General features: G+C 69.0%; 19 protein-coding genes and 1 pseudogene. 5 read left to right on the forward strand and 15 right to left on the reverse strand.

Annotated features, from left to right (window positions below):
* Positions 1-47: 47 nt before the first annotated feature.
* The 3 genes from MKK58_RS14345 (at position 48) to MKK58_RS14355 (ending at position 3,808) form a co-directional block, all read left to right on the forward strand.
* Complete coding sequence (locus MKK58_RS14345) at positions 48-1,601, forward strand: D-alanyl-D-alanine carboxypeptidase family protein (protein ID WP_243912689.1); 1,554 nt, start codon at positions 48-50, stop codon at positions 1,599-1,601.
* A gap of 97 nt (positions 1,602-1,698) precedes the next feature.
* On the forward strand, positions 1,699-2,814 hold the full coding sequence (locus MKK58_RS14350; RefSeq protein ID WP_243912690.1) for a CobW family GTP-binding protein: 1,116 nt from the start codon (positions 1,699-1,701) through the stop codon (positions 2,812-2,814).
* Positions 2,815-2,929: 115 nt separating this feature from the next.
* The gene (locus MKK58_RS14355) at positions 2,930-3,808 is read left to right on the forward strand and encodes a hypothetical protein (RefSeq protein WP_243912691.1); all 879 of its coding nucleotides are present in this window, start codon (positions 2,930-2,932) and stop codon (positions 3,806-3,808) included.
* Between the two features lie 6 nt (positions 3,809-3,814).
* On the opposite strand, the gene MKK58_RS14360 is transcribed toward MKK58_RS14355, so the two are convergent.
* From MKK58_RS14360 to MKK58_RS14380, 5 genes are all read right to left on the reverse strand, one after another.
* Positions 3,815-4,129, reverse strand: coding sequence for an HPr family phosphocarrier protein (locus MKK58_RS14360; RefSeq protein WP_243912692.1), 315 nt, complete (start codon positions 4,127-4,129; stop codon positions 3,815-3,817).
* A 115-nt stretch (positions 4,130-4,244) separates the two neighbouring features.
* Positions 4,245-4,646: a PTS sugar transporter subunit IIA gene (locus tag MKK58_RS14365; RefSeq protein ID WP_238276371.1), complete on the reverse strand. Its 402-nt coding sequence runs from the start codon at positions 4,644-4,646 to the stop codon at positions 4,245-4,247.
* Positions 4,647-4,771: 125 nt separating this feature from the next.
* Complete coding sequence (locus tag MKK58_RS14370) at positions 4,772-5,284, reverse strand: HPr kinase/phosphorylase (protein WP_243912693.1); 513 nt, start codon at positions 5,282-5,284, stop codon at positions 4,772-4,774.
* A gap of 17 nt (positions 5,285-5,301) precedes the next feature.
* Complete coding sequence (locus MKK58_RS14375; RefSeq protein WP_243912758.1) at positions 5,302-7,014, reverse strand: sensor histidine kinase; 1,713 nt, start codon at positions 7,012-7,014, stop codon at positions 5,302-5,304.
* A gap of 101 nt (positions 7,015-7,115) precedes the next feature.
* On the reverse strand, positions 7,116-7,826 hold the full coding sequence (locus MKK58_RS14380) for a response regulator transcription factor (RefSeq protein WP_055947774.1): 711 nt from the start codon (positions 7,824-7,826) through the stop codon (positions 7,116-7,118).
* 341 nt (positions 7,827-8,167) lie between these two features.
* Between MKK58_RS14380 and MKK58_RS14385 the strand changes: the two genes are divergently transcribed.
* Positions 8,168-8,959, forward strand: coding sequence for a HugZ family protein (locus tag MKK58_RS14385; RefSeq protein ID WP_243912694.1), 792 nt, complete (start codon positions 8,168-8,170; stop codon positions 8,957-8,959).
* A 27-nt stretch (positions 8,960-8,986) separates the two neighbouring features.
* Here the strand turns inward: MKK58_RS14385 and MKK58_RS14390 are convergent.
* From MKK58_RS14390 to MKK58_RS14400, 3 genes and pseudogenes are all read right to left on the reverse strand, one after another.
* Positions 8,987-10,102, reverse strand: a pseudogene (locus tag MKK58_RS14390) (methyl-accepting chemotaxis protein); the annotation flags it as partial.
* Positions 10,103-10,117: 15 nt separating this feature from the next.
* Positions 10,118-10,648, reverse strand: coding sequence for a hypothetical protein (locus MKK58_RS14395; RefSeq protein ID WP_243912695.1), 531 nt, complete (start codon positions 10,646-10,648; stop codon positions 10,118-10,120).
* Positions 10,649-10,671: 23 nt separating this feature from the next.
* Positions 10,672-11,661: a cytochrome-c peroxidase gene (locus MKK58_RS14400; RefSeq protein ID WP_409565250.1), complete on the reverse strand. Its 990-nt coding sequence runs from the start codon at positions 11,659-11,661 to the stop codon at positions 10,672-10,674.
* Positions 11,662-12,219: 558 nt separating this feature from the next.
* On the opposite strand from MKK58_RS14400, the gene lepA reads away from it, so the two are divergent.
* Entirely contained in the window at positions 12,220-14,025 is a 1,806-nt protein-coding gene (gene lepA / locus MKK58_RS14405) for a translation elongation factor 4 (RefSeq protein ID WP_243912696.1), read from the forward strand.
* Between the two features lie 6 nt (positions 14,026-14,031).
* Here lepA and MKK58_RS14410 read toward each other — a convergent pair whose 3' ends face one another.
* The 7 genes from MKK58_RS14410 to MKK58_RS14440 form a co-directional block, all read right to left on the reverse strand.
* Positions 14,032-14,439, reverse strand: coding sequence for a hypothetical protein (locus MKK58_RS14410; protein WP_243912697.1), 408 nt, complete (start codon positions 14,437-14,439; stop codon positions 14,032-14,034).
* Positions 14,440-14,454: 15 nt separating this feature from the next.
* On the reverse strand, positions 14,455-15,462 hold the full coding sequence (locus MKK58_RS14415; RefSeq protein ID WP_243912698.1) for an inorganic phosphate transporter: 1,008 nt from the start codon (positions 15,460-15,462) through the stop codon (positions 14,455-14,457).
* A gap of 4 nt (positions 15,463-15,466) precedes the next feature.
* Positions 15,467-16,123 (reverse strand): DUF47 domain-containing protein, encoded by a 657-nt coding sequence (locus MKK58_RS14420; RefSeq protein ID WP_243912699.1) that lies wholly within the window; start codon positions 16,121-16,123, stop codon positions 15,467-15,469.
* A gap of 214 nt (positions 16,124-16,337) precedes the next feature.
* The gene (locus MKK58_RS14425) at positions 16,338-17,342 is read right to left on the reverse strand and encodes a GGDEF domain-containing protein (protein ID WP_243912700.1); all 1,005 of its coding nucleotides are present in this window, start codon (positions 17,340-17,342) and stop codon (positions 16,338-16,340) included.
* Between the two features lie 241 nt (positions 17,343-17,583).
* Entirely contained in the window at positions 17,584-17,985 is a 402-nt protein-coding gene (locus MKK58_RS14430; protein WP_243912701.1) for a hypothetical protein, read from the reverse strand.
* A 172-nt stretch (positions 17,986-18,157) separates the two neighbouring features.
* On the reverse strand, positions 18,158-18,544 hold the full coding sequence (locus tag MKK58_RS14435; protein ID WP_243912702.1) for a hypothetical protein: 387 nt from the start codon (positions 18,542-18,544) through the stop codon (positions 18,158-18,160).
* A 66-nt stretch (positions 18,545-18,610) separates the two neighbouring features.
* Entirely contained in the window at positions 18,611-20,470 is a 1,860-nt protein-coding gene (locus tag MKK58_RS14440; protein WP_243912703.1) for a methylmalonyl-CoA mutase subunit beta, read from the reverse strand.
* Positions 20,471-20,600: the final 130 nt, after the last annotated feature.

Genomic DNA, 20,600 nt, shown 5'->3' on the forward strand with positions numbered 1-20,600 from the left:
GGCCGATATTCGTCGGGCCGGGGGCATACCTTCTTGAGACAGGTCAGATGTCGAACGGATTGTTGAGGCGCCTGGCCGCTGGCCTGGCGATGGCGGCGAGTGTGCTGGCCGCCGCGCCGGCGGATGCCGTGACGTCGCCGATCCTCGTGGTGGAGGTCGATTCCGGCAAGGTGATCTACGGGCAGGCGGCCACCGATCCGTGGTTCCCGGCCTCGATCACCAAGCTGATGACCACCTACGTCGCCCTCGACCTCGTGCGGCAGGGCCGGCTCTCCCTCGATTCGCTGATCACGATCTCGGCCGCCGCCGCCGCCGAGCCGCCCTCGAAGATGGGCTTCCGCCCGGGCACCAAGCTCACCCTCGACAACGCCCTCAAGATCATCATGGTCAAGTCGGCCAACGATGTCGCCTGGGCGATCGGCGAGAATCTCGGCGGCTCCATCGAGGGCTTCGCCCAGATGATGAACGAGACCGCCCAGCGCATCGGCATGCGCGAGAGCCGCTGGACCAACCCCAACGGCCTCCCCGACGCCCGGCAATGGACCACGGCCCGCGACATGGCGATCCTCGGCCGCGCCCTCATCCGCGACTTTCCCGAGAGCCGCGCCCTGTTCTCCATCAGCGCCATTCAGTTCGGCCGCTCGGTGATGGCCAACCACAACGGCCTTCTCGGCCGCTATGCCGGCGCGGACGGCATGAAGACCGGGTTCATCTGCTCGGGGGGCTTCAACGTGGTGGCGAGCGCCACCCGCAACGGCCGGCGCATTATCACCGTGGTGATGGGCCAGCCGAGTGCCCGTGAACGCGACCTCAAGGCCTCCGACCTGTTCGATTACGGATTTTCGCAGAGCGCCGGCTGGACCGCCCAGACCCTTGACGCGCTGCCGACCTCCAACCTCGGCGAGCCGCCGGACCTGCGGCCCTACATCTGCGACAAGCGCAAGGCCTTGCCCGTCGACGAGGGCCAGGGGGCCATCACGGCGAGCGCCGGAGCGGCCGGCGCCAGCGCCGACAACGCCAACGCCCAGCTGATGGCCGCCGCCGCGCCGCCCTCCGCCGCGCTCGCCTTCGCCACCATGAACAGCGCGGCCCTGCGCAACCGCGCCCTGCCGCCCCGCGCGCCGCTGCAGCCGATCCTGGTCTGGATCGGTCGCGACCCCGCCGAGGGCGCCATCGCCCTCAACGAGCAGGAGGAGGCCGAGAAAGCGGAGAAGGCCGCCAAGCTCGCCGAGGCGCGCAAGGCGAAGCTGGAGGCGATCGCGGCCAAGCGCGAAGCCGCCCAGGCGGCCCGGCAGGCCAAGGGACCGGCAGCCGGCGCGGCCAAGGCAGCCAAGCCCGAGGCGAAGAAGGCCCTGGCCCGTGGCAAGGGCGGCGTCCCCGCCACGGCGAGCGCCTTCGCCCCTGCGGAATCCACCCCCGTCATGGAGGGCGCGCCGAAGCTGAAGGTCGATACGGTCCGCAAGCCGTCCGCGAAGGCCGCCGTGAAGCCCCAGGCCAAGCCGGAAGCGAAGGCGAAGCCCGCCGCCAAGGCCTCGAGCACGAAGCCCGCGACGGCGGGAAAATCCACCCGGTCGGCGAGCAAGGCTCAGGCGGACGACTGATCCCGCCCGTGCCCGGACGCACCCGGCGATCGGCGGTGTTATAATATTACACCGCCGCAGGATTGAGCGCCGCGTCCCGGAAGGCTAGGTCAGGGACATGACCGAACTGTCCAAGCCCGATCCCCGCGCGCCCGAGCCGATTCCGCTGACCGTCCTCACCGGGTTTCTCGGGGCGGGCAAGACGACCCTGCTGAACCGGATGCTGCGCGACCCGGCGCTCACCGACACGGTGGTGATCGTCAACGAGTTCGGGGAGATCGGCCTCGACCACCTCCTCATCGAGACGATCGACGAGGGCATGGTCCTGCTCGGCGCCGGCTGCCTCTGCTGCACCGTGCGCGGCGATCTCATCGCCACCCTCGAAGATCTGCTGCGCAAACGCGACAACGGCCGCATCCAGCCCTTCCGCCGGGTGGTGATCGAGACGACGGGCCTCGCCGACCCAGCCCCGATCCTGCACGCGCTGATCTATCATCCCTACCTCGTTATCCGGTACCGCCTGCAGGGCGTCGTCACCGTGGTGGACGCGGTGAACGGGGCCTCGACCCTCGACGCGCATGCCGAAGCCGTGCGGCAGGTGGCCGTGGCCGACCAGATCGTCGTCACGAAGCGGGATCTGGCGGGCGAGGACGGCGATGCGCTGGAAACCCGGCTGCGGGCGCTGAACCCGTCGGCTCCGTTCCGGGACGCGTCCGTGCCGCCGTCTGAGCTTCTCGGCGGCTTGTTCGGCCTCGACGGAAAGAGCGACGACGTGCGCGCCTGGCTCGGCGCCGAGGCCGAGCGGGCCGAGCATCACGACCATGGACACCATCACGGCCACCACCACCACGACGTGAATCGGCACGATGCCGCGATCCGGGCCTTCAGCCTGACCAGCGACGCACCTGTGCCGCGCGCCGCCTTCGAGATGTTCCTGGATCTGCTGCGTTCCAGCCACGGCCCGAACCTCCTGCGCCTCAAGGGGCTGGTGGCCCTCGCGGACGCGCCGGAACGACCCCTCGTGGTGCACGGGGTCCAGCACGTCATCCACGCACCCGTGCATCTCGCGGCCTGGCCGGATGCGGATCACCGCTCCCGCCTGGTGCTCATCGTGCGCGACCTCGACCCGGCCTTCGTCACCCGCCTGTGGGACGCCTTCCTCGGCCGTCCGCGCGTCGACGGCCCGGACGCCGCGGCGCTCACGCACAATCCCCTCGCGATTCCCGGCAGCTGAGACCGCGCTCGCTGTCCGGAATCGGCTGGTCCCGTTCTTGAAACCTGAACCCCATAGAGCGCCCCATGGCGCGAGGGTGTCCCGCATCGGGACGCATTCGGGATCGGATCGAGACATGAGACACCGCTTCACGGTCATCGAGGGCGGCGCATCGCTGATCGACGCGGTGGTCGAGGCCGTTGCGGACGAGGCGCCCGTGGCTTGGCGCGTCGACCTGCATCGGCCGGCTTCCGTCGGCGCGGGCGAGGTCGCGGCGTGGCGGGCACTGCTTGCGCGCGCCGCCGTCGCGGATCCCGTCCGGGCCGACCCGGACTACCTCCTCTCGGCGGCCCAACATCAGGCGGGCGGGCGGGACCTCGTTTTCGCCCTGGCCTGGGCGGTGGGGAACGGTCCGGACCGGCTCGGCGCCGTGATTCCCCTGGCCATGCCGCACACGCTCTTCGGGCATGGCCGGATTGTGGTCTGGCAGCCCTACGGCAGCGCGCTCGCTCCGACCTTCGCGCCCGGCAGCGTCGAGCCGGTCCGCGCGGCGCTCGTGACCGCGCTGCAGGCGATCCGGCCCCGTGCGACCCTGGTGCTCGACACGCCGGCCGCTCCGGAGATCCCGGAGGCCGGGCCGGCGTCCCGTCTCCGGGCCGTGACCGCGCGCGGCACGATCCCGGCGCACAGCCTCGTCGGTGTGCGTCCCGTTCACGCATCCGAGCCTGCCCGCATCGAGCGTGTGCGTGATCCGAATCAGGTGCGAGACGCGGTGGAGGCTTTTCTCCTACTCGACGCCGAGGCGTCGTCCGCGCCGATCATCGGCGACCCCTCCGAAGCCGCGATGGTGCGGGTGGTGACGCGCCTGTTCGCCCGCCGCAATCAGGTCACGGTGACGCTGACCCGACGCGCGGACAGGATCGTCGCGGCCACGATCACCCTCGGCGCCGGTGCGTCCGCCTTGGTCTGGCGTCAGGCGGAAGTCGTGCCGGAGCGGCTCGAGCGCTCGGCCTGAACGGGGCTACTCGTCCTCGCCGAACTTGTTGGCGAGGAGATCGCTGATGGCCTGCATGCAGGCCTCGGCGTCGCTGCCCGAGGCCACCACCGCGATCGAGGTGCCCTGCGCGGCGCCCAGCGTCAGCAATCCCATGATCGAGCGTCCCCCCACCGTTTCGCCGGAGCGTGTCACGGTGACGGCGGCGTCGAAGCGCTCCACCGTCTGCACGAACTTGGCGGAGGCCCGCGCGTGCAGGCCACGCCGGTTGATGATCGGAAGCACCTGGATCAGACCACCCTCGGGCACGGTCGGCAGGTCGTCGATGTCGTCGTCGCTCATGGGCGTTGGCAATCCCCTCCGTGGCGTCCCGCGCCGCTTGACGCGGCTCCGGCGGGCCCGCTGGCGGAGCAGGGCCTTGGAATGGCTGTAAGCTGTGGCGCGAGGGGAAGGAAGGCTATTTGCCGGCGAGCACGCGGGACGCGACGTTGATGTACTTCCGCCCGGCTTCCTGTGCGTGCAGGACGGCCTCGCCGAGGGGCTCGGCGTCGCGCACGCTGGCGAGCTTGATCAGCATCGGCAGGTTGATGCCGGCCACCACCTCGACTTCGCCGCCGTTCATGCACGAGAGGGCGAGGTTCGAGGGCGTGCCGCCGAACATGTCCGTGAGCACCACGACGCCCTTGCCGCTGTTGACGCGGCTGACCGCATTCATGATGTCGAGCCGGCGCAGCTCCATATCGTCCTCGGGACCGATGGTGATGGTCTCGATCTGCTTCTGCGGCCCGACGACGTGCTCAAGGGCAGCCTTGAACTCCGTTGCCAGCAGCCCGTGTGTGACGAGCACCATTCCAATCATCGACGCGGGTTCCAACGCCTTGTGAGCGGAGCCGCCATCTTGTGCAGCGCAAGGTCGAGCGCAAGGTGAATGCGGCATTTTGTGTGCTCGAACGTCATGATCATGCCACGGTGGTGGCCCCGGCGCTACGGTTCGGTGCCGGGCGACAGGAACAGAACCGGAGCCTGCGGCATGCGGGCCACGCCGGGGCACCCCTCCAGAGCGTCGAGCACGAGGCGTGGCCCGAGCCCGGCGCGCAGCATCGCACGGTCGAGGACGAGACCCGGCCGGGCGAGGCCGAGGAGGGTCACCCCGCGCATCGGTGCCTCGGGGAGGCGCGGGCAGGCCTCCACGAGGTCGACCACGAGGTGGATCGGCGCATCGGCCAGGGCCTTCGCGGCCGGCACGAGGCCGAGGCCACGCACCTCGATACGGGAACCGAGCGCGGGGTGAGGCCGGGCCAGAATCACGCCGTCCGCGCGCGTGAGGCCGACTCGATCGTCGCCGACGAGCCCGGCATTCCCATGCGCCGCGTCGACACGGTCGAGGAGAAGCAGGGCGAGGCTCGACTTGCCCGACCCCGACGCCCCCCGGATCAGGATGCCGGCGCCGTCGATGGCCACGCAACTCGCATGGACCCACGCGACGGCGTCCGGCATCGAGAGGGCCTCGGCGCTCAGCGGGCCGCCGCCGGAAGGCGCACGATGAAGCGGGCGCCTCGCACGGTGGGCTCGCCCTCCTCGTCGGCGGGGCCCGGCCGGTTCTCGGCCCGGATCGTGCCCCGGTGGGCCTGGACGATCTGGCGGGAGATGGAGAGGCCGAGGCCGGAATTCTGGCCGAAGCCCTGCTCGGGGCGATCCGTATAGAACCGCTCGAAGATGCGCTCCAGGGCGTGTTCGGGGATGCCCGGCCCCTCGTCCTCGACGATCAGCTCCACGTCGTTGCGAACGCGGCGAAGGGCCACTCGCACCTTGGCGTCGGGGGGCGAGAACGAGCGGGCGTTGTCGAGGAGGTTGTTGACCACCTGGCCCAGCCGGCTGTCGTGCCCGAAGATCGTCAGGGGCGATTCCCCTTCGCCGGCCGGCGCGTCGACGTCGAACTGGATCGGGGCGTCCTTCGGGCGCCGGCGCTCGTTGGCCACCGAGACCACGGTGGTCATCAGCTTGCGCATGTCGACGCGGCGCGCCTCCGCGCGGGCAAGCTCGGCATCCAGGCGCGAGGCGTCCGAGATGTCCGAGATCAGCCGGTCGAGGCGCTTCACGTCATGCTGGATGATCGCCAGCAGCCGGGTCCGCGAATCGTCGGATTTCGCCAGCGGCAGGGTCTCGACGGCGCTGCGGAGCGAGGTCAGCGGGTTCTTCAGCTCGTGGCTGACGTCGGCGGCAAAGCTCTCGATGGCGTCGATGCGCCGGTAGAGTGCCTGGGTCATGTCGCGCAGGGCGCCCGAGAGGTGGCCGATCTCGTCGGTGCGTCCGGTGAAGTCGGGGATCTCCTCCCGCGACTTGATGCCGAGCCGCACCTTCTCGGCCGCATCCGCGAGGCGCCGTACCGGCCCCGCGATGGCACCGGCGAGCAGGATGGACAGGACCAGCATCACGGCCGCCGCGATGAGGAACACCTGAAGCAGGCCGAAGCGCTCCGAGGCGATGACCCGGTCGATGTCGCCCCCTTGCGTCGAGAGCATCAGGGCGCCGCGGACGGAATTCGCCCGCTGGATCGGCACCGCAACGGACACGATGGTCTCCCCGGCCGGATTGCGCCGCACGATGTTGCCGCGCGCGCCGCCGAGCGCGACCTGCACTTCCTTGAGGCTGCGCCCACTGGCGGGGCCGACATCCTCGGTGACGCCGGGGGACGGCGTGCTCCCGGCGAATTTCGACTGCACGACCTCCCAGGCCTTCTCCAGCCACGTGCCCTTGCGCGGGCGGACATCCGGATCGCTGCGGCTCATCTCGCCGCGGGCCGAGAGGGTTCGGGTGTCGAACAGGAGGCCGCCCTCCTGGTCGTAGACCCGGGCGCGGTTGCCCGTCGGCGTGATCAGCCGGCGCAGCAGCGGGGCCACGCGCTCGGGGTTCAGGGAGAAGGTGAGGGGGGAGGAGGGCTCTTCCGCCTCGCCGGCCTGGAGCTGGAGCAGCTTGTCGGGGTCGATCCGGATCGCGTCGGTCTCGACCGAGGCCGACGAGGCGATGGCGCCCGCGATGATCTCGCCCTGGATCAGCAGGCTCTGCACCCGGGCCTGGATCAGCCCCTGGCGGAACTGGTTCAGGTAGAGGAAGCCGAACAGCAGGGCGATGAGCCCGACGAGATTGAGCACGACGATGCGCCGCGTCAGGCTCGACGAGGCCCGTTGACCGATCCCGTTCCAGATCTGGCGCGGCCATCCCAGCATGCCGCGCGACGGGGTTTCGGCTTGGTCGGTGGTGGCCACGGGCGTCCGGTGGTGAAGGAACAGCGTTGCGGGGAGGGGGCGCCTGAGGCCCGGGCGGGCGCTCAGCTCTCCTTGAAGCGGTAGCCGACACCGTAGAGCGTCTCGATCATGTCGAAGCTCGTGTCGGTCACCTTGAACTTCTTGCGCAGGCGCTTGATGTGGCTGTCGATGGTCCGGTCGTCCACGTAGACCTGATCGTCGTAGGCCGCATCCATCAGGGCGTTGCGGCTCTTCACGACGCCGGGCCGGTGCGCCAGGGCCTGAAGAATCAGGAACTCCGTTACCGTCAGGGTGACGGGCTCGCCCTTCCAGGTGCAGGTGTGGCGCTCGGGGTCCATCATCAGGAGCCCACGCTCCAGGGAGCGTGCGGCGGCATCGGCCTCGCGGGCGGCGGCGCCCGGACCGTCCTTGGGGGCGAAGCGGCGCAGCACGGCCTTCACGCGCTCGACCAGCAGGCGCTGCGAGAACGGCTTATGGATGAAATCGTCGGCGCCCATCTTGAGGCCGAACAGCTCGTCGATCTCCTCGTCCTTCGAGGTCAGGAAGATCACCGGAAGGTCGGATTTCTGCCGCAGACGCCTGAGAAGCTCCATCCCGTCCATGCGCGGCATCTTGATGTCGAAGATCGCGAGGTCCGGCGGGGAATGCTTCAGGCCGTCCAGCGCCGAGGCGCCGTCGGTGTAGGTCTGGATGCGGTAGCCTTCGGTCTCGAGGGCGATCGAGACGGAGGTGAGGATGTTTCGGTCGTCGTCCACGAGGGCGATGGTCGGCATGCGCGTGTCCTGTTGCTCGGATGCGGCTCGGCGAACGTCTGATGGCGCCCGCCCCTCCGCATCCCACCCCGATTCACCGTCGCGGACGGCTCACAAGGATCGGCAAAAACGCGGTGGCGACCGTGCCGGGGGGCGGGCCGCGTTCGCGCGGAGAGTCAGGCTGTGTAATGACTCTGTGCGATAAAAGCGAGCGACCTCGGTCGTTTGTTCGTTTGCGGCTTGACTGATGCCAACGGGCCGCAGTCCGGTGCCCTCGTGCGGAGCCCGAAACCCTGGCTATGATCGTCCGGCTGAACGCGGCCTGAGCGCCGGTTCGCGGGCATCGAATCGGGGGAGGATCCATGGCCGAGGGCGAGACCAACACGGGGGGCGAGCGGCGCGAGCCGGCGGTGCCGCTGCCGGCGGCCGAAGCGCCGTTCGACGCGATCGGGCTGGCCCGCCATCTCCTGCGCTCGATTCGCTCGGGCGCGCTCGCCACCCTCGATCCGGAGGACGGCACGCCCTTCGCCTCCCTGGTGACCATCGCCACGGATGTCGACGGCACCCCCCTGATGCTGCTCTCGCGCCTCTCGGCGCACACCCGCAACCTGCTGGCCGACCCGCGCGCCTCGCTGCTGTTCAGCGCCGGCGGCAAGGGAGACCCGCTCGCGCATCCGCGCCTGACGGTGACGGGGCGCGTGACGCAGACGGCCGATCCGCGTGCCCGCGCCCGCTTCGTCGCGCGGCACCCGAAATCCAAGCTGTACGCGGACTTTCCGGATTTCGGCTTCTTCGCCCTGGAGCCGGGCGCCGGACATCTCAACGGGGGCTTTGCCAAGGCCGCCGTGCTGAGGGCGGATGAACTGCGGCTCGATCTCGCGGGCGCCGAAGGGTTGGTGGCCGGCGAGGCCGGCGCCGTCGAGCACATGAACGCCGATCACGCCGACGCCCTCGCGCTCTACGCCGTCGCCTCCGGTGCCGAGCCGGGCCCCTGGCGCCTCACCGGCCTCGATCCGGAGGGCATGGACCTCCTGGCCGCGGACCGGACCGCGCGGGTGCTCTACCCGGAGCCGGTCCGCGAGATGGGGGCCTTGCGCAAAGTGCTGGTGACGATGGCGGCCGAGGCGCGCCGGGGCGAGGCGAAGGCCGAATAGGCCGTCGCCCCGGCACCCCCCATTCGCTCAGGCGGCTCGGACGTTGCGCAGGAACTGGTCGATTTCCACGTGCAGCGTGCGCGCCTGTTCGGCGAGGACGTCGGCGGACGTCGCCACGGCGTGAGCCGCCTGTCCGGCGCCATCCGCCGAATGGGCCACTTCCGAGATGTCGGCCGTCACTTGGCCGGCACCGGCGGACGCCTCGGCCATGCTGCGCACGATCTCCTGCGTGGTGACACCCTGCTCCTCGATGGCGCTGGCGATGCTCGTCGTCACGCCGCTCATCGCCTGGATCTGCGCGGTGATCTCCTGGATCGCCTGCGCGGCTCCGCTGGTGGCCGTCTGGATCGCTCCGATCTGACGGCCGATGTCCTCGGTCGCCCTGGCCGTCTGTGAGGCCAGTTCCTTCACTTCGGTCGCGACGACCGCGAAGCCACGGCCCGCCTCTCCGGCGCGGGCCGCCTCGATCGTGGCGTTGAGAGCGAGCAGGTTCGTCTGACCCGCGATGGTCGACACCAGGCCGACGACGTCGCCGATCCGGGTCGCGGCGTTGGACAGGGCCGCCATGGTCTCGGCGGTGCGGGTCGCGGTGTGGACGGCGGTCGACGAGATCCCGGCGGCCTGCACGACCTGCCGGCCGATCTCGTTCACCGTCGAGCCCAGTTCGTCCGCAGCGGCGGCCACGGCGTCGACGTTGTCGGACGTCTGCCGCGCGGCATCCGCCGCGCTGGTGGAGCGCAGGGCCGTCCCTTCGACGGCCGACCGCATGGAGCCCGATGAGGCCTGCAGGCCGGCCACGGCCCGTGACACACCCGCGACGATCCCGCCGACGGACGTCTCGAACCGATCGGCGAGGTCCCGCAGCAAGGTCCGCCGCGCCTCCTCCGCCCGCATGCGTGCGGCCTCGGTGGTCTCGAGTTGCCGCGCGGCCTCCGCGAGGGACATGTCGCGGATCGCCACGACGGCCCGGGCGATGTCGCCGATCTCGTCCCGACGGGTCGCGGCCGCGAGGTCGACCCGCGTATCGCCGGCAGCGAGGCGTGAGGTTTCCACGGTCAGCCTCATCAGCGGCCGTGCCAGATTGCCGGCAAGCCACCAGGCCGTGCCCGAACCGGCCAGGACCGCCGCGCCGCTCAGTCCGAGCATCGCCCAGATCTCCTAGACCGTCGCCGCGCGGGTCGCCTGAATCTGCGCCCGCGCATCCTCGGCGGCCAGGGCCACGGCCTCGTCGAAAAGTTGCCGCAACCGCTGGCTGCGCTGGGTCAGGCGCTCCAGGGTCGGGACCTTGCGCGCCGACCGGAGGCCGAGCAGGATCTCCGCGTCGCGGCGCCACTGCCCCGCCTCGGCTTCCGTGCTTCGCGACAGGATCCGCATCCGCTCGGACAGGGCGTTGGTGGTCAGGCTTTCGAGAAGGACGGTCAGCTTGTCGCTCGCGGCCGTGAATTCGGCATTGACCGGCGCCATGTCGATGAGGTCCGTCATCGCGCTGATGCGTCCGACGAGTTCCTCCATGCGGCGGAAGCGGTCGCGGGCCGCGCGGCTCGCGTCGTTGACCTCGGTGGTGCGCTCGGCGAGGGTCGACAGGTCGCCGGCCACCCGGAGGCCGAGCAGGCCGGTGACTCCGGCCAGGAGGCCCGCCAGGAGCATGAAGCCGAGGAGCGGAAGCAGGATCTTGTAGCGGATCGACATCGTGGTGCGTCCTGTCTCGGGCGTCAGTTCGGCAGGTTCGGCAGGGCGATACGCGTCTGTTCCGCGGTCAACGAATGCAGGAAGGCGATGAGATCCTCGCGTTCCTGCGGTTCGAGCCGGATGGGTTTCATCAACGGAGACCTCGAGGGCCGCGCGATGCCTCCCGTTTCGTAGAAGGCGACGATCTGGTCGAGATTCGCGAACTGGCCCGCATGGCCGAAGGGGGCGCGGTAGGTCAGGTTGCGCAGGCCCGGCGTCTTGAACGCGTGTTTCGCCAGCGGGTTGTCGGGCTCGAAGGCCGCACGGCCTATGTCCTTCGTCTGCACGCCCAGGTCGTGGAACTTGTTGTCGGTGAAGTTCCAACCGGTGTGGCAGGCCGCGCATTGGCCCTTGCCGGTGAACACCGCGAAACCGCGCTGAGCGGCGGGCGAGATCGCCGTCGCGTCACCCTCGACCCAGCGGTCGAAGGGCGCCCATCCCGACACCACCGTCCGCTCGTAGGTGGCGATCGCGGTCAGGATGTTGTCCTGCGTGACGCCGTCGCGGGGAAACAGCTTGCCGAACCAGGCCTCGTATTCCGGCGTGCCCTTCAGGCGGGCGATGATCTCCGGGAACTTCCCGTCCATCTCGGCATCGGCCGTGATCGGACCCATCGCCTGCGTCTCGAGGTCGGGAGCCCGCCCGTCCCAGAAGAGCGTCGGAAGCCAGGCTGCGTTCAGCACGGTCGGCGCCTTGCGGGCCAGGGGCTTGTTCGTCGCTCCGATCGCGCCGGACACGGGGACCTCGAAGCCGAAGGATGGATTGTGACAGCTCGCGCAGCTGAGGTTCTGCTTGCCGCTCAGGCGCGGATCGAAGAACAACATCTTGCCGAGTGTCGCCATCTGGGGCGAATACGGAGCATCGTCTGGAAACGGAATCGAGGTCGGACGGCGGTAATTCAGTTTTTCCGTCGCGAATCCTTGGGCGTTCACCGAATTGACCCCGAAAGCCAATGCGCTTACCGCCAAAAGGATGAGTTTTCGCGCTGATGACATCATTGGAATTCGCTTTAGATCGATTCTTCGAGATTTTTCATCGTTTATTTCTTTGGACAGATAAATCGACAATGATTAAATATAGGTTTAAGTCTGCCGTTGTGCGCAAGTACTGTAAAAGTTTATATCTAATAGTATCGCTTTGATTTATTTTCTCCTGATCGAAGATCAGGCTGCCGTCGGTTTGGTCTTCGGGATGTCGATGGCGGCGAACCAAGAAGGTCTGGCGGCCGGAACGCTGCCATGCGTCGGCACCGTGCGGTGGCGATCACCTGATCGGCCCCATGGCCGCTCCGCCGATTGCATCTCATCAAAGCCGGCAACTACCGATACCGTCGGCGAGCCGGGTCGCGCCGGCGAAGTATCGGGCATTCATCGCAATGGGTGCGGCCCGGCTTCATCCGCGGCCTGGCTCCCGCGCTTGGCGCACGGAGCCTGCGCTGCTATCTGCGAGCGATCAGTTTCCCTCACTCATGAGACCGTGCGCCGGGTCCGTCCCTTGACGGCGGGCCGCGCGCGCCGGAGATCGCATCCTCGATGACAACGACGCCCATCGACAACATCCGCAACTTCTCCATCGTCGCGCATATCGACCACGGCAAGTCGACGCTGGCCGACCGGCTGATTCAGACCACCGGCACCGTGGCCCTGCGCGACATGAGCGAGCAGATGCTCGACTCGATGGACATCGAGAAGGAGCGCGGCATCACCATCAAGGCGCAGACGGTGCGCCTCGAATACAAGGCCGAGGACGGCAAGGACTACATCCTCAATCTGATGGACACGCCCGGCCACGTGGACTTCGCCTACGAGGTGTCCCGGAGTCTGGCCGCCTGCGAAGGCTCGTTGCTGGTGGTCGATGCGAGCCAGGGTGTGGAAGCGCAGACGCTGGCCAACGTCTACCAGGCGCTCGACGCCAACCACGAGATCGTGCCTGTCCTCAACAAGATCGACCTGCCGGCCGCCGAGCCGGAGCGCATCCGCGCGCAGATCGAGGAGGTGATCGGCATCGACGCCTCGGAAGCCGTCGCGATCTCGGCGAAAAGCGGCCTCAACATCGAGGCGGTGCTGGAGGCCATCGTCACCCGCCTGCCGCCGCCCAAGGGCGACCGCGACGCGCCCCTGAAGGCCCTGCTCGTCGACAGCTGGTACGACGTCTACCTCGGCGTCGTCGTGCTGGTGCGCATCGTCGACGGCGTGCTGAAGAAGGGCATGAACATCCGCATGATGCGGGCCGATGCCGTGCACGGCGTCGACAAGATCGGCGTGTTCCGCCCGAAGATGGCCGATATCGGCGAGCTCGGCCCCGGCGAGGTCGGCTTCTTCACCGGCTCGATCAAGGAGGTTGCGGACACCCGCGTCGGCGACACCCTCACGGAAGACAAGCGCCCGTGCAAGGAGATGCTGCCGGGCTTCAAGGACGTGCAGTCGGTCGTGTTCTGCGGGCTGTTCCCGGTCGACGCGGCCGAGTTCGAGACCCTGCGCAGCGCGATGAGCAAGCTGCGCCTGAACGACGCCTCGTTCTCCTACGAGATGGAGACTAGCGCGGCCCTCGGCTTCGGCTTCCGCTGCGGCTTCCTCGGACTGCTCCACCTCGAGATCATCCAGGAGCGTCTGGAGCGCGAGTTCAACCTCGACCTGATCTCGACGGCGCCTTCGGTGGTCTACCGCCTGCAGATGACGGACGGCACCATCAAGGAGCTGCACAACCCGGCCGACATGCCGGACGTGATGAAGATCACCGCCATTGAGGAGCCGTGGATCCGCGCCACCATCCTCACGCCGGACGAGTACCTCGGCGGCGTGCTCAAGCTCTGCCAGGATCGGCGCGGCACGCAGGTCGACCTCAATTACGTGGGCAAGCGCGCCATGGTCGTCTACGACCTGCCGCTGAATGAGGTGGTGTTCGACTTCTACGACCGCCTGAAATCGATCTCGAAGGGCTATGCCTCGTTCGACTACCACATCTCGGATTACCGCGAGGGCGATCTCGTGAAGATGTCGATCCTCGTCAACGCCGAGCCGGTGGACGCTCTCTCGATGCTGGTCCACCGCACCCGCGCCGAGCATCGCGGCCGGGCGATGTGCGAGAAGCTGAAGGACCTCATCCCCCGCCACCTGTTCCAGATTCCGGTCCAGGCGGCCTTGGGCGGCAAGATCATCGCCCGCGAGACCATCAAGGCCCTGTCCAAGGACGTGACCGCCAAGTGCTACGGCGGCGACATCTCCCGCAAGCGCAAGCTCCTCGACAAGCAGAAGGAGGGCAAGAAGAAGATGCGCCAGTTCGGCAAGGTCGAGATCCCACAGGAGGCCTTCATCGCCGCCCTGAAGATGGACGATTGACCCGTCTCAGATCAGGCGCGGCTCGCCCGTCAGCAGCTTGAGCGGTCGGGCCAGCTTCTTCGAGAGGCGCCCGACCGGCTCGACCGTAACGTCCTCGCCGCTCGCCGCCTCGACGATGGCCAGCGCCACCGCTTCCGAGGCCGTGAGGACCGCGTAGACGCGCAAGGCTTCGCGCCGGCGTTTCACCCCGACGAGGAAGGCGTGCGCCTTGGGGGAGGGCGCCTTGGCCGGCTTCAGTTTCAGGGATGGCGCCTTGGGTGGAGGGACCTCTGGTCCCGGCGCCTTCGCCGGTTGGAGTTTCGCGTCCTGGGTTTTCGCCTTCAGGGCTTTGGGTTCGGCCTTCCTTGGTGCGACCGTCCTCCGCGTGATCGTCTTCGGCGCCGCCTTGGCGCCTTTCGGGGATGAGGACGGCACGGCGAACCCGATCGTCTAGCGGAACAGGGTGGTGATGGCGTAGCAGGCCGCCGAGACCAGTCCCGCCGCCGGTAAGGTCAACACCCAGGCGACGACGATGTTGCTGGCAACGCCCCAACGCACGGCGGAGGTCCGGCGTGCCGCGCCGACACCCACGATCGCTCCCGTGATCGTGTGGGTGGTCGAGACCGGCACCCCCGCGAAGGTCGCGGCGAAGAGCGTGATCGCGCCGCCGGTCTCGGCGCAGAAGCCCTGCATCGGGTTGAGCCGCGTCAGTTTCGAGCCCATCGTGTGAACGATGCGCCAGCCCCCGCTTAGGGTGCCGAGGGCGATGGCGCCGTGGCAGGAGAGCACGACCCAGAGGGGGACATGGAACTCGCCCCCGAGATAGCCTTGCGAGTACAGCAGGAGGGCGATGATCCCCATGGTCTTCTGTGCGTCGTTGCCGCCATGCCCCAGGGAGTAGAGGGAGGCGGAGGCGAATTGCAGGATGCGGAACGTGCGGTCGACCCCGAAGGGCGTCGCGCGCCGGCAGATCCAGGAGACGATCAGCACCAGCAGCAGCGCCAGCAGGAAACCGACGAGCGGCGAGAGCACGATGGCGGCCGCCGTCTTCAGGACCCCGCTCCAGACCACGGCGCTGAGCCCGACCTTCGCCAGGCCCGCCCCCAGGAGACCGCCCACGAGCGCGTGCGACGAACTCGACGGAATGCCGAAGATCCAGGTGACGACGTTCCAGACGATCGCGCCGACGAGAGCGCTGAAGATCACCTGCGGGGTCACGATTCCCGCATCGATGATGCCGGTGCCGAGGGTCTGGGCCACGTGCAGGCCGAAGAACAGGAATGCGATGAAATTGAAGAACGCGGCCCAGAGCACCGCGTATTGCGGCCGCAGCACCCGCGTCGACACGATGGTGGCGATGGAATTGGCCGCGTCGTGCAGGCCGTTCAGGAAATCGAACAGCAGCGCGACCGCGATCAGGCCGACGAGGAGCGGGAAGGCGAGGGCGACGTCGGTCATCGCCTCAGACGTTCTCGATCACGATGCCGCTGATCTCGTTGGCGACGTCCTCGAAACGGTCGACGACATCCTCCAGGTGGCCGTAGATCTCGGCACCGATGAGGTAGGCCATGGTGTCGCCGTCGCCGCCGTTCTTGCGGTGGGCCTGGTAGAGAGCCTTGAGCCCGCGCTCCTGCATCTCGTCCGAGCGCCCCTCCACGCGGGTGATCTGCTCGGTGAGGGCGTTGAGGCGGCCCGCGTGCTTGTCGATCGCGGTGAGCAGGGGGATCGCCTCGGCGGTGAGGCGTGCCGCCTCGATGACGGTGCCGCCCATCTCGCGCATCAGGGGCTCGAAGCTGCGCACCTCGTAGAGCGCGATGGTCTTCACCGTCTTGTTCATCTGGTCGATGGCATCGTCCATCGATTGGATCAGGTCCTTGATGTCGCCCCGGTCGAAGGGGGTGATGAAGCTGCGGCGCACGGCCAGGAGCACCTCGGCGGTGATCCCATCGGCCTCGTGCTCGCGATCGACGATGACCTGGCAGTAGCGCGGCACGGACTCACCGCCCTCCAGAACGCCCTGGAGCGCTTCGGCACCGGCGACCAGCGTCTGGGAATGCCGCGCGAACAGATCGAAGAAGCGATCCTCCCTGGGCATCAGGGCCTTGAACCAGCCGAGCATTCACGGGCTCCCATGACGGTCCGGATACCGGACGCCGCCGTCACATCTCGAATTCGGCCGGGTGCGGACCGGCAGTCGCCGTACGCAGCATCGAACCCTTAATGGTCTTCGTGCAGTCCCGATATTAATCTATGTGGTAATGCCCGTGACTTTTGCGGGCCATGTCGCCCGTGCGACATTCTTCGCGCGCGTTCGGGGCGACCCACACATACGGTCACGAACCGCTGCAATTTGCGTCGATGCCCGCGCGGGAAAGATCCGGGGCCGCAAATCCGATCCGGCCGCGTCCCGCGAGCTTGGCGGCGTACAGGGCCTTGTCCGCCCGATCGAACAGCTCCGCAGGCGAGGAGCATCCGGCGCGGGCAAGTCCCACCGAAGCACCGAAGCCGAGCCTTGCGGTTCCGTGGGGGAAGGGGGCACGCATCGCGTCGACGATCCGCTGTCCGAGCGATTCTCCGAGACGGCCGTTGGGATCGTTCGTGATCAGCACGGCGAATTCATCCCCGCCGATCCGCGCCACGAGGTCGGTGCCGCGGCAGGTCGCGCCGAGGCGCCCGGCCGCTTCCTTCAGGCAGGCGTCGCCGGCGGCATGGCCGTACACGTCGTTGATCGCCTTGAAGCCGTCGAGGTCGACGAGGAGAAGGGTTCCATTCTCGGGCAGAGCCGCGAGATGCCGTTCGAAGACGGCCCGGTTGGCCAAGCCGGTGAGGTAGTCGAACTCCGCCGAGTAGCGGATGCGTTCGGAGCGTAGCCGCTCGTCCGTGATGTCCTGCTTCAGGCCGAAGATGCGCACTGGTACGTCGCCTCGGCATTCCACCGTCGCCGTGATGCGGATCCAGCGTCGTGTACCGCGCCTGCCGATGATCTCGGTATCGAGGGTGAAACTTGAGCGGCGGGCAATGGCTTCGCTGCGGGCTGCAATGAGCCTTTGGCGCGCCTCGTCCGGGTAGCAGGCGAGGGTGACTGCGCGATCCGGAGTCGAACCACGGGGAAATTCGAACAGGTCGCAGACGGTGTCGCTCCAGCGCAGCGTCTCGCTCGGCAGATCGCATTCCCAGACGCCGATCTGCGCTGCGGCCGCCGCACGGTCGAAGGTGGTTTGGATCTGCGAAATGAGATCGGCCTGGGACCTGATGAGCGCGGCCTGTGTGGTGACCTGGGTACGCAGCGCGGCGATCGTGGCCGCATCATAGGCATACCGGGTCTCCGCCGCATCCATCACGCGATGCGCGAGATGGAGAGCCGCCGCCGAAAGTCCGTGCACACCCCTGCGGTCGAGACGCTCCGATTCAAGCGCCGCGCTCTCACATTGCGTTGCCAGCGGCCCCTGCGTGGCCGAGCGTGGGGAGGCCATCCGAGATCGTTCCAAAACCGCCGGGAAAGCCTGCTTCGCTCGGGATTTCCGCGCGTCGACGATAGCAGAATACGAGTTAAGACAATCGTCTTATCGCACGGCAACCCTATTCCGACGGCTTGTCCGCCTCGGAGGCATCGCCCTTATCGGCCGGAGGCTCGGCGCTGGCCATGGCCTTGCGCTCCAGCGTCGGCTGCAGGCGTTCCGCGAGTTCCCGTCCGAGGTGGCGGGTATAGGCATTCTGGAAGTAGCGCGTGCCGGTCCCGCGGCCGTAGAGCTGGTCGTGCACCCGGATCATCGCGTCGACTTCCGGACGGCAGAGAAAGCCCGTCACGCTCGCCGCCTCGTACCAGCGGCCGGCGCGGGCGTGGCGCGTGGCGGCGGGATTCGCCAGCACCGTCTCGGCGAAGCAATCCGTCGCGGCCTTCTCCAGGGGCGACATGACGGCGTGGGGCTGCACCGGGTTGCGCCCGGCCGCCACCGCAACGCTGCCCAACCCGAACGTCATCGCCAACGCGCCGAACAGCAAAGCCTTCATATTGGGAAGCCCCGTGCGAAATCGATCTCGATTCGCACCCAGTATTCCCTGCCGATTTGGTCCGGAGAAGGGCAGATCAGCGCGATGCGTTCACTCGGATCGCGATGGCGCGGCGTTGTGGCTCGCTCACCACAAATCCGGTTCAGCCCCGGCGCTCGGCGTTCCAGCGCCCGCTGCAGGCGATCAGTCCGGTGGTGGTCCAGGTGCCGTTTCCGACGCCCTGCCGCCCCAGGCGGCCCACCACGTCGGCGGCGTCGTTGCCGCGCGAGATCACGGCCCGCACCGCGCCGCTCTGCGACACCCGGCCCCGGATGTTGAACTCGCCGCCGGCATAGCTCGCCTCGCCGCGACGGATCTGGACGCCGTAGCGGTAGGCCCGGTCACAGGGACCGTCGAGGGTGACCACCTCGATGCTCCAGGCGCCGTCGTAGCGGTTCGGCACCTGGACCTTCTTCTTGGCGGCGTCCGCAACTCCGGCGGAGGCGGTCAGAAGGGCGAGGGTGGTCACCGCGAGGGCTGCGCGTCGCATGGGATTCCGTTCGTGTTTCGAATCGACTGGGCCAGGAACGACCGTGGTGCCGCGTCGGTTGCGCGCCTATTCGTTCGTCGCGTGCGCCAGCGCTCCTGTCAGCAGCGCCAGAACGTCGCCCCCCGCGTGGAGATAGCCGTCGACACCCGCTTCCTTCAGGGGCTCGGCGAGGTCCCCCGCCTTGCCGGCGAGGTACAGCGTGGTCGCGCCAGCTGCCTTGAGGGCGCGCGCGGCCTCCACCGCGTGGGTGGTATAGAGGGCGTCGGACGAGCACAGGCAGGCGATGCGCGCGCGCGAGGCGCGGAAGGCCTCGGACAGGGCCGCCGGATCGGTGAAGCCCTCCTGGTTCACCGCCTCGATGCCGCCGGCCGCGAAGGCATTGGCGGCGAAGGTCGAGCGGGCGTTGAAGACCGCCACGGGCCCGAGATTGGCCAGGAACACCGATGGGCGGCGGCCCTGCGCGGCGAGCACCGCGTCGGACGCGTCGCGCAGAGCCTCGTAGGGCTCGGCGAGGCGCAGCGAGGGCAGGGGTGCCGCGGTGATGGCCGCTCCGCCGCCGAAGCCGGCGGCCGGGGGCGCCGCCACCGGGGCGGCGTCCAGCACCGTGACGGGCTTCTCGGCGAGGTAGGGGAACTCGCTGGCGCCGGTCAGGGCCTCGCGCCGGGTGGCGACGTTCCGGGCCCGGATCGTCTGCGTGGCGGCGATCCGCCCCTGGATCGCGCCGGCCTGCAGGCTCGCGACGATGCCGCCCTCGCGCTCGATTTCCTGGAACGCGGCCCAGGCCGCCGTGGTCAACTCGCCCGTCAGCGTCTCGAAGCTGCCGGCACCGGCGGCCGGGTCGGCGACGCGGGCGAGGTTGGATTCCTCGATGAGAACGATCTGGCTGTTGCGCACCACCCGGCGCGCGAAGGCGTCGCTCAGGCCGAGTGCCGCCGTGTAGGGCAGGGCGGTGATCGCGTCGGCGCCGCCGAGGCCCGCCGAGCAGGCGGCCATGGCGGTACGCAGGATGTTCACGAAGGGGTCGCGACGGCTCATCATCCGCCAGGCGGTCTCGGCATGCAGGCGGAGCGGCTTGGGGGACAGCCCGCAGGCCGCTTCCACCCGGGCCCACAGCCGGCGCATGGCCCGGAACTTGGCGATGGTCAGGAATTCGTCGGCATCGGCGGTCAGCAGGATCGCGACGGCATCCCGAGCGCGCTCCAGCGCGTGCCCGTTGGCCTCCAGCACGCGCAGGTAGGCCACGGCGGTGGCGAGCACGGCCGCGAGTTCGGCGGCCTCGCTGGCCCCGGCCTCATGGTAGGGCCGGCCGTCGGCGAGGCAGGCGCGACCCGTGAAGCCCTCGGCATCGAAGGCCGCGAGGGTGCGGCCGAGTTCGGCCCCGTGATCCTCCGCCAGGGAGCCGCCGGAAGCGAGGGTGCCGATGGGGTCGAGGCCGAGGTCGAGGTCGAGGCCCTTCAGGGTCTCGCCGCGGGCCTTGACCACGTCCCGGATCAGGAAGGCGGCTTCGATCCCACGCGCGCCTGCGTCCAGACGTGTGGCGATCAGGGGAAGCATGACGTTGCCGAGCGCCGCGTCGAGGTCGGCGGCATTGGTCGCGGTGAGGCCGTAGCCCCGCGCGGCGGGGGCGCCGGCGAAGACCAGCGTCAGGGCGTCCGCGCCGCCCTCGAGATCGGCGAGGGCTAAGGCGCTCGCCTGGGCGCCGTCCGGGTGGTCGACCCGCTGGGAGACCCGCCAGGGGCCGGGGGCCCGCACGGGCTGCGCCACCGGCGCCGCGGCGTCGTAGAGGGGTTCGATGCGGATGCCGTCGGCCGTCTTCGAGACGAGGCGCTTCTCGAAATCTCCGCCTTTCAGGACACCGTCGACGAGGCCGAGCCAGCGCTCGCGGGTCGCGGGCGGAAACAGGTCGGCGAGGGGACGGTCTTCCATCGGGGCTGGCCTCCGCATGTGCTTGGCTCCGGCCAAGCGGCTTGGCTCCGGCCAAGCGCGGCCGGGCTGTCTTTCCGGACAGCCCTTGCACGCCGTCGCGCGCGGACGCAATCGCCCTCGCGTCTTGTAT

Source organism: Methylobacterium sp. J-078, assembly GCF_022829285.1.
GTDB lineage: Bacteria > Pseudomonadota > Alphaproteobacteria > Rhizobiales > Beijerinckiaceae > Methylobacterium.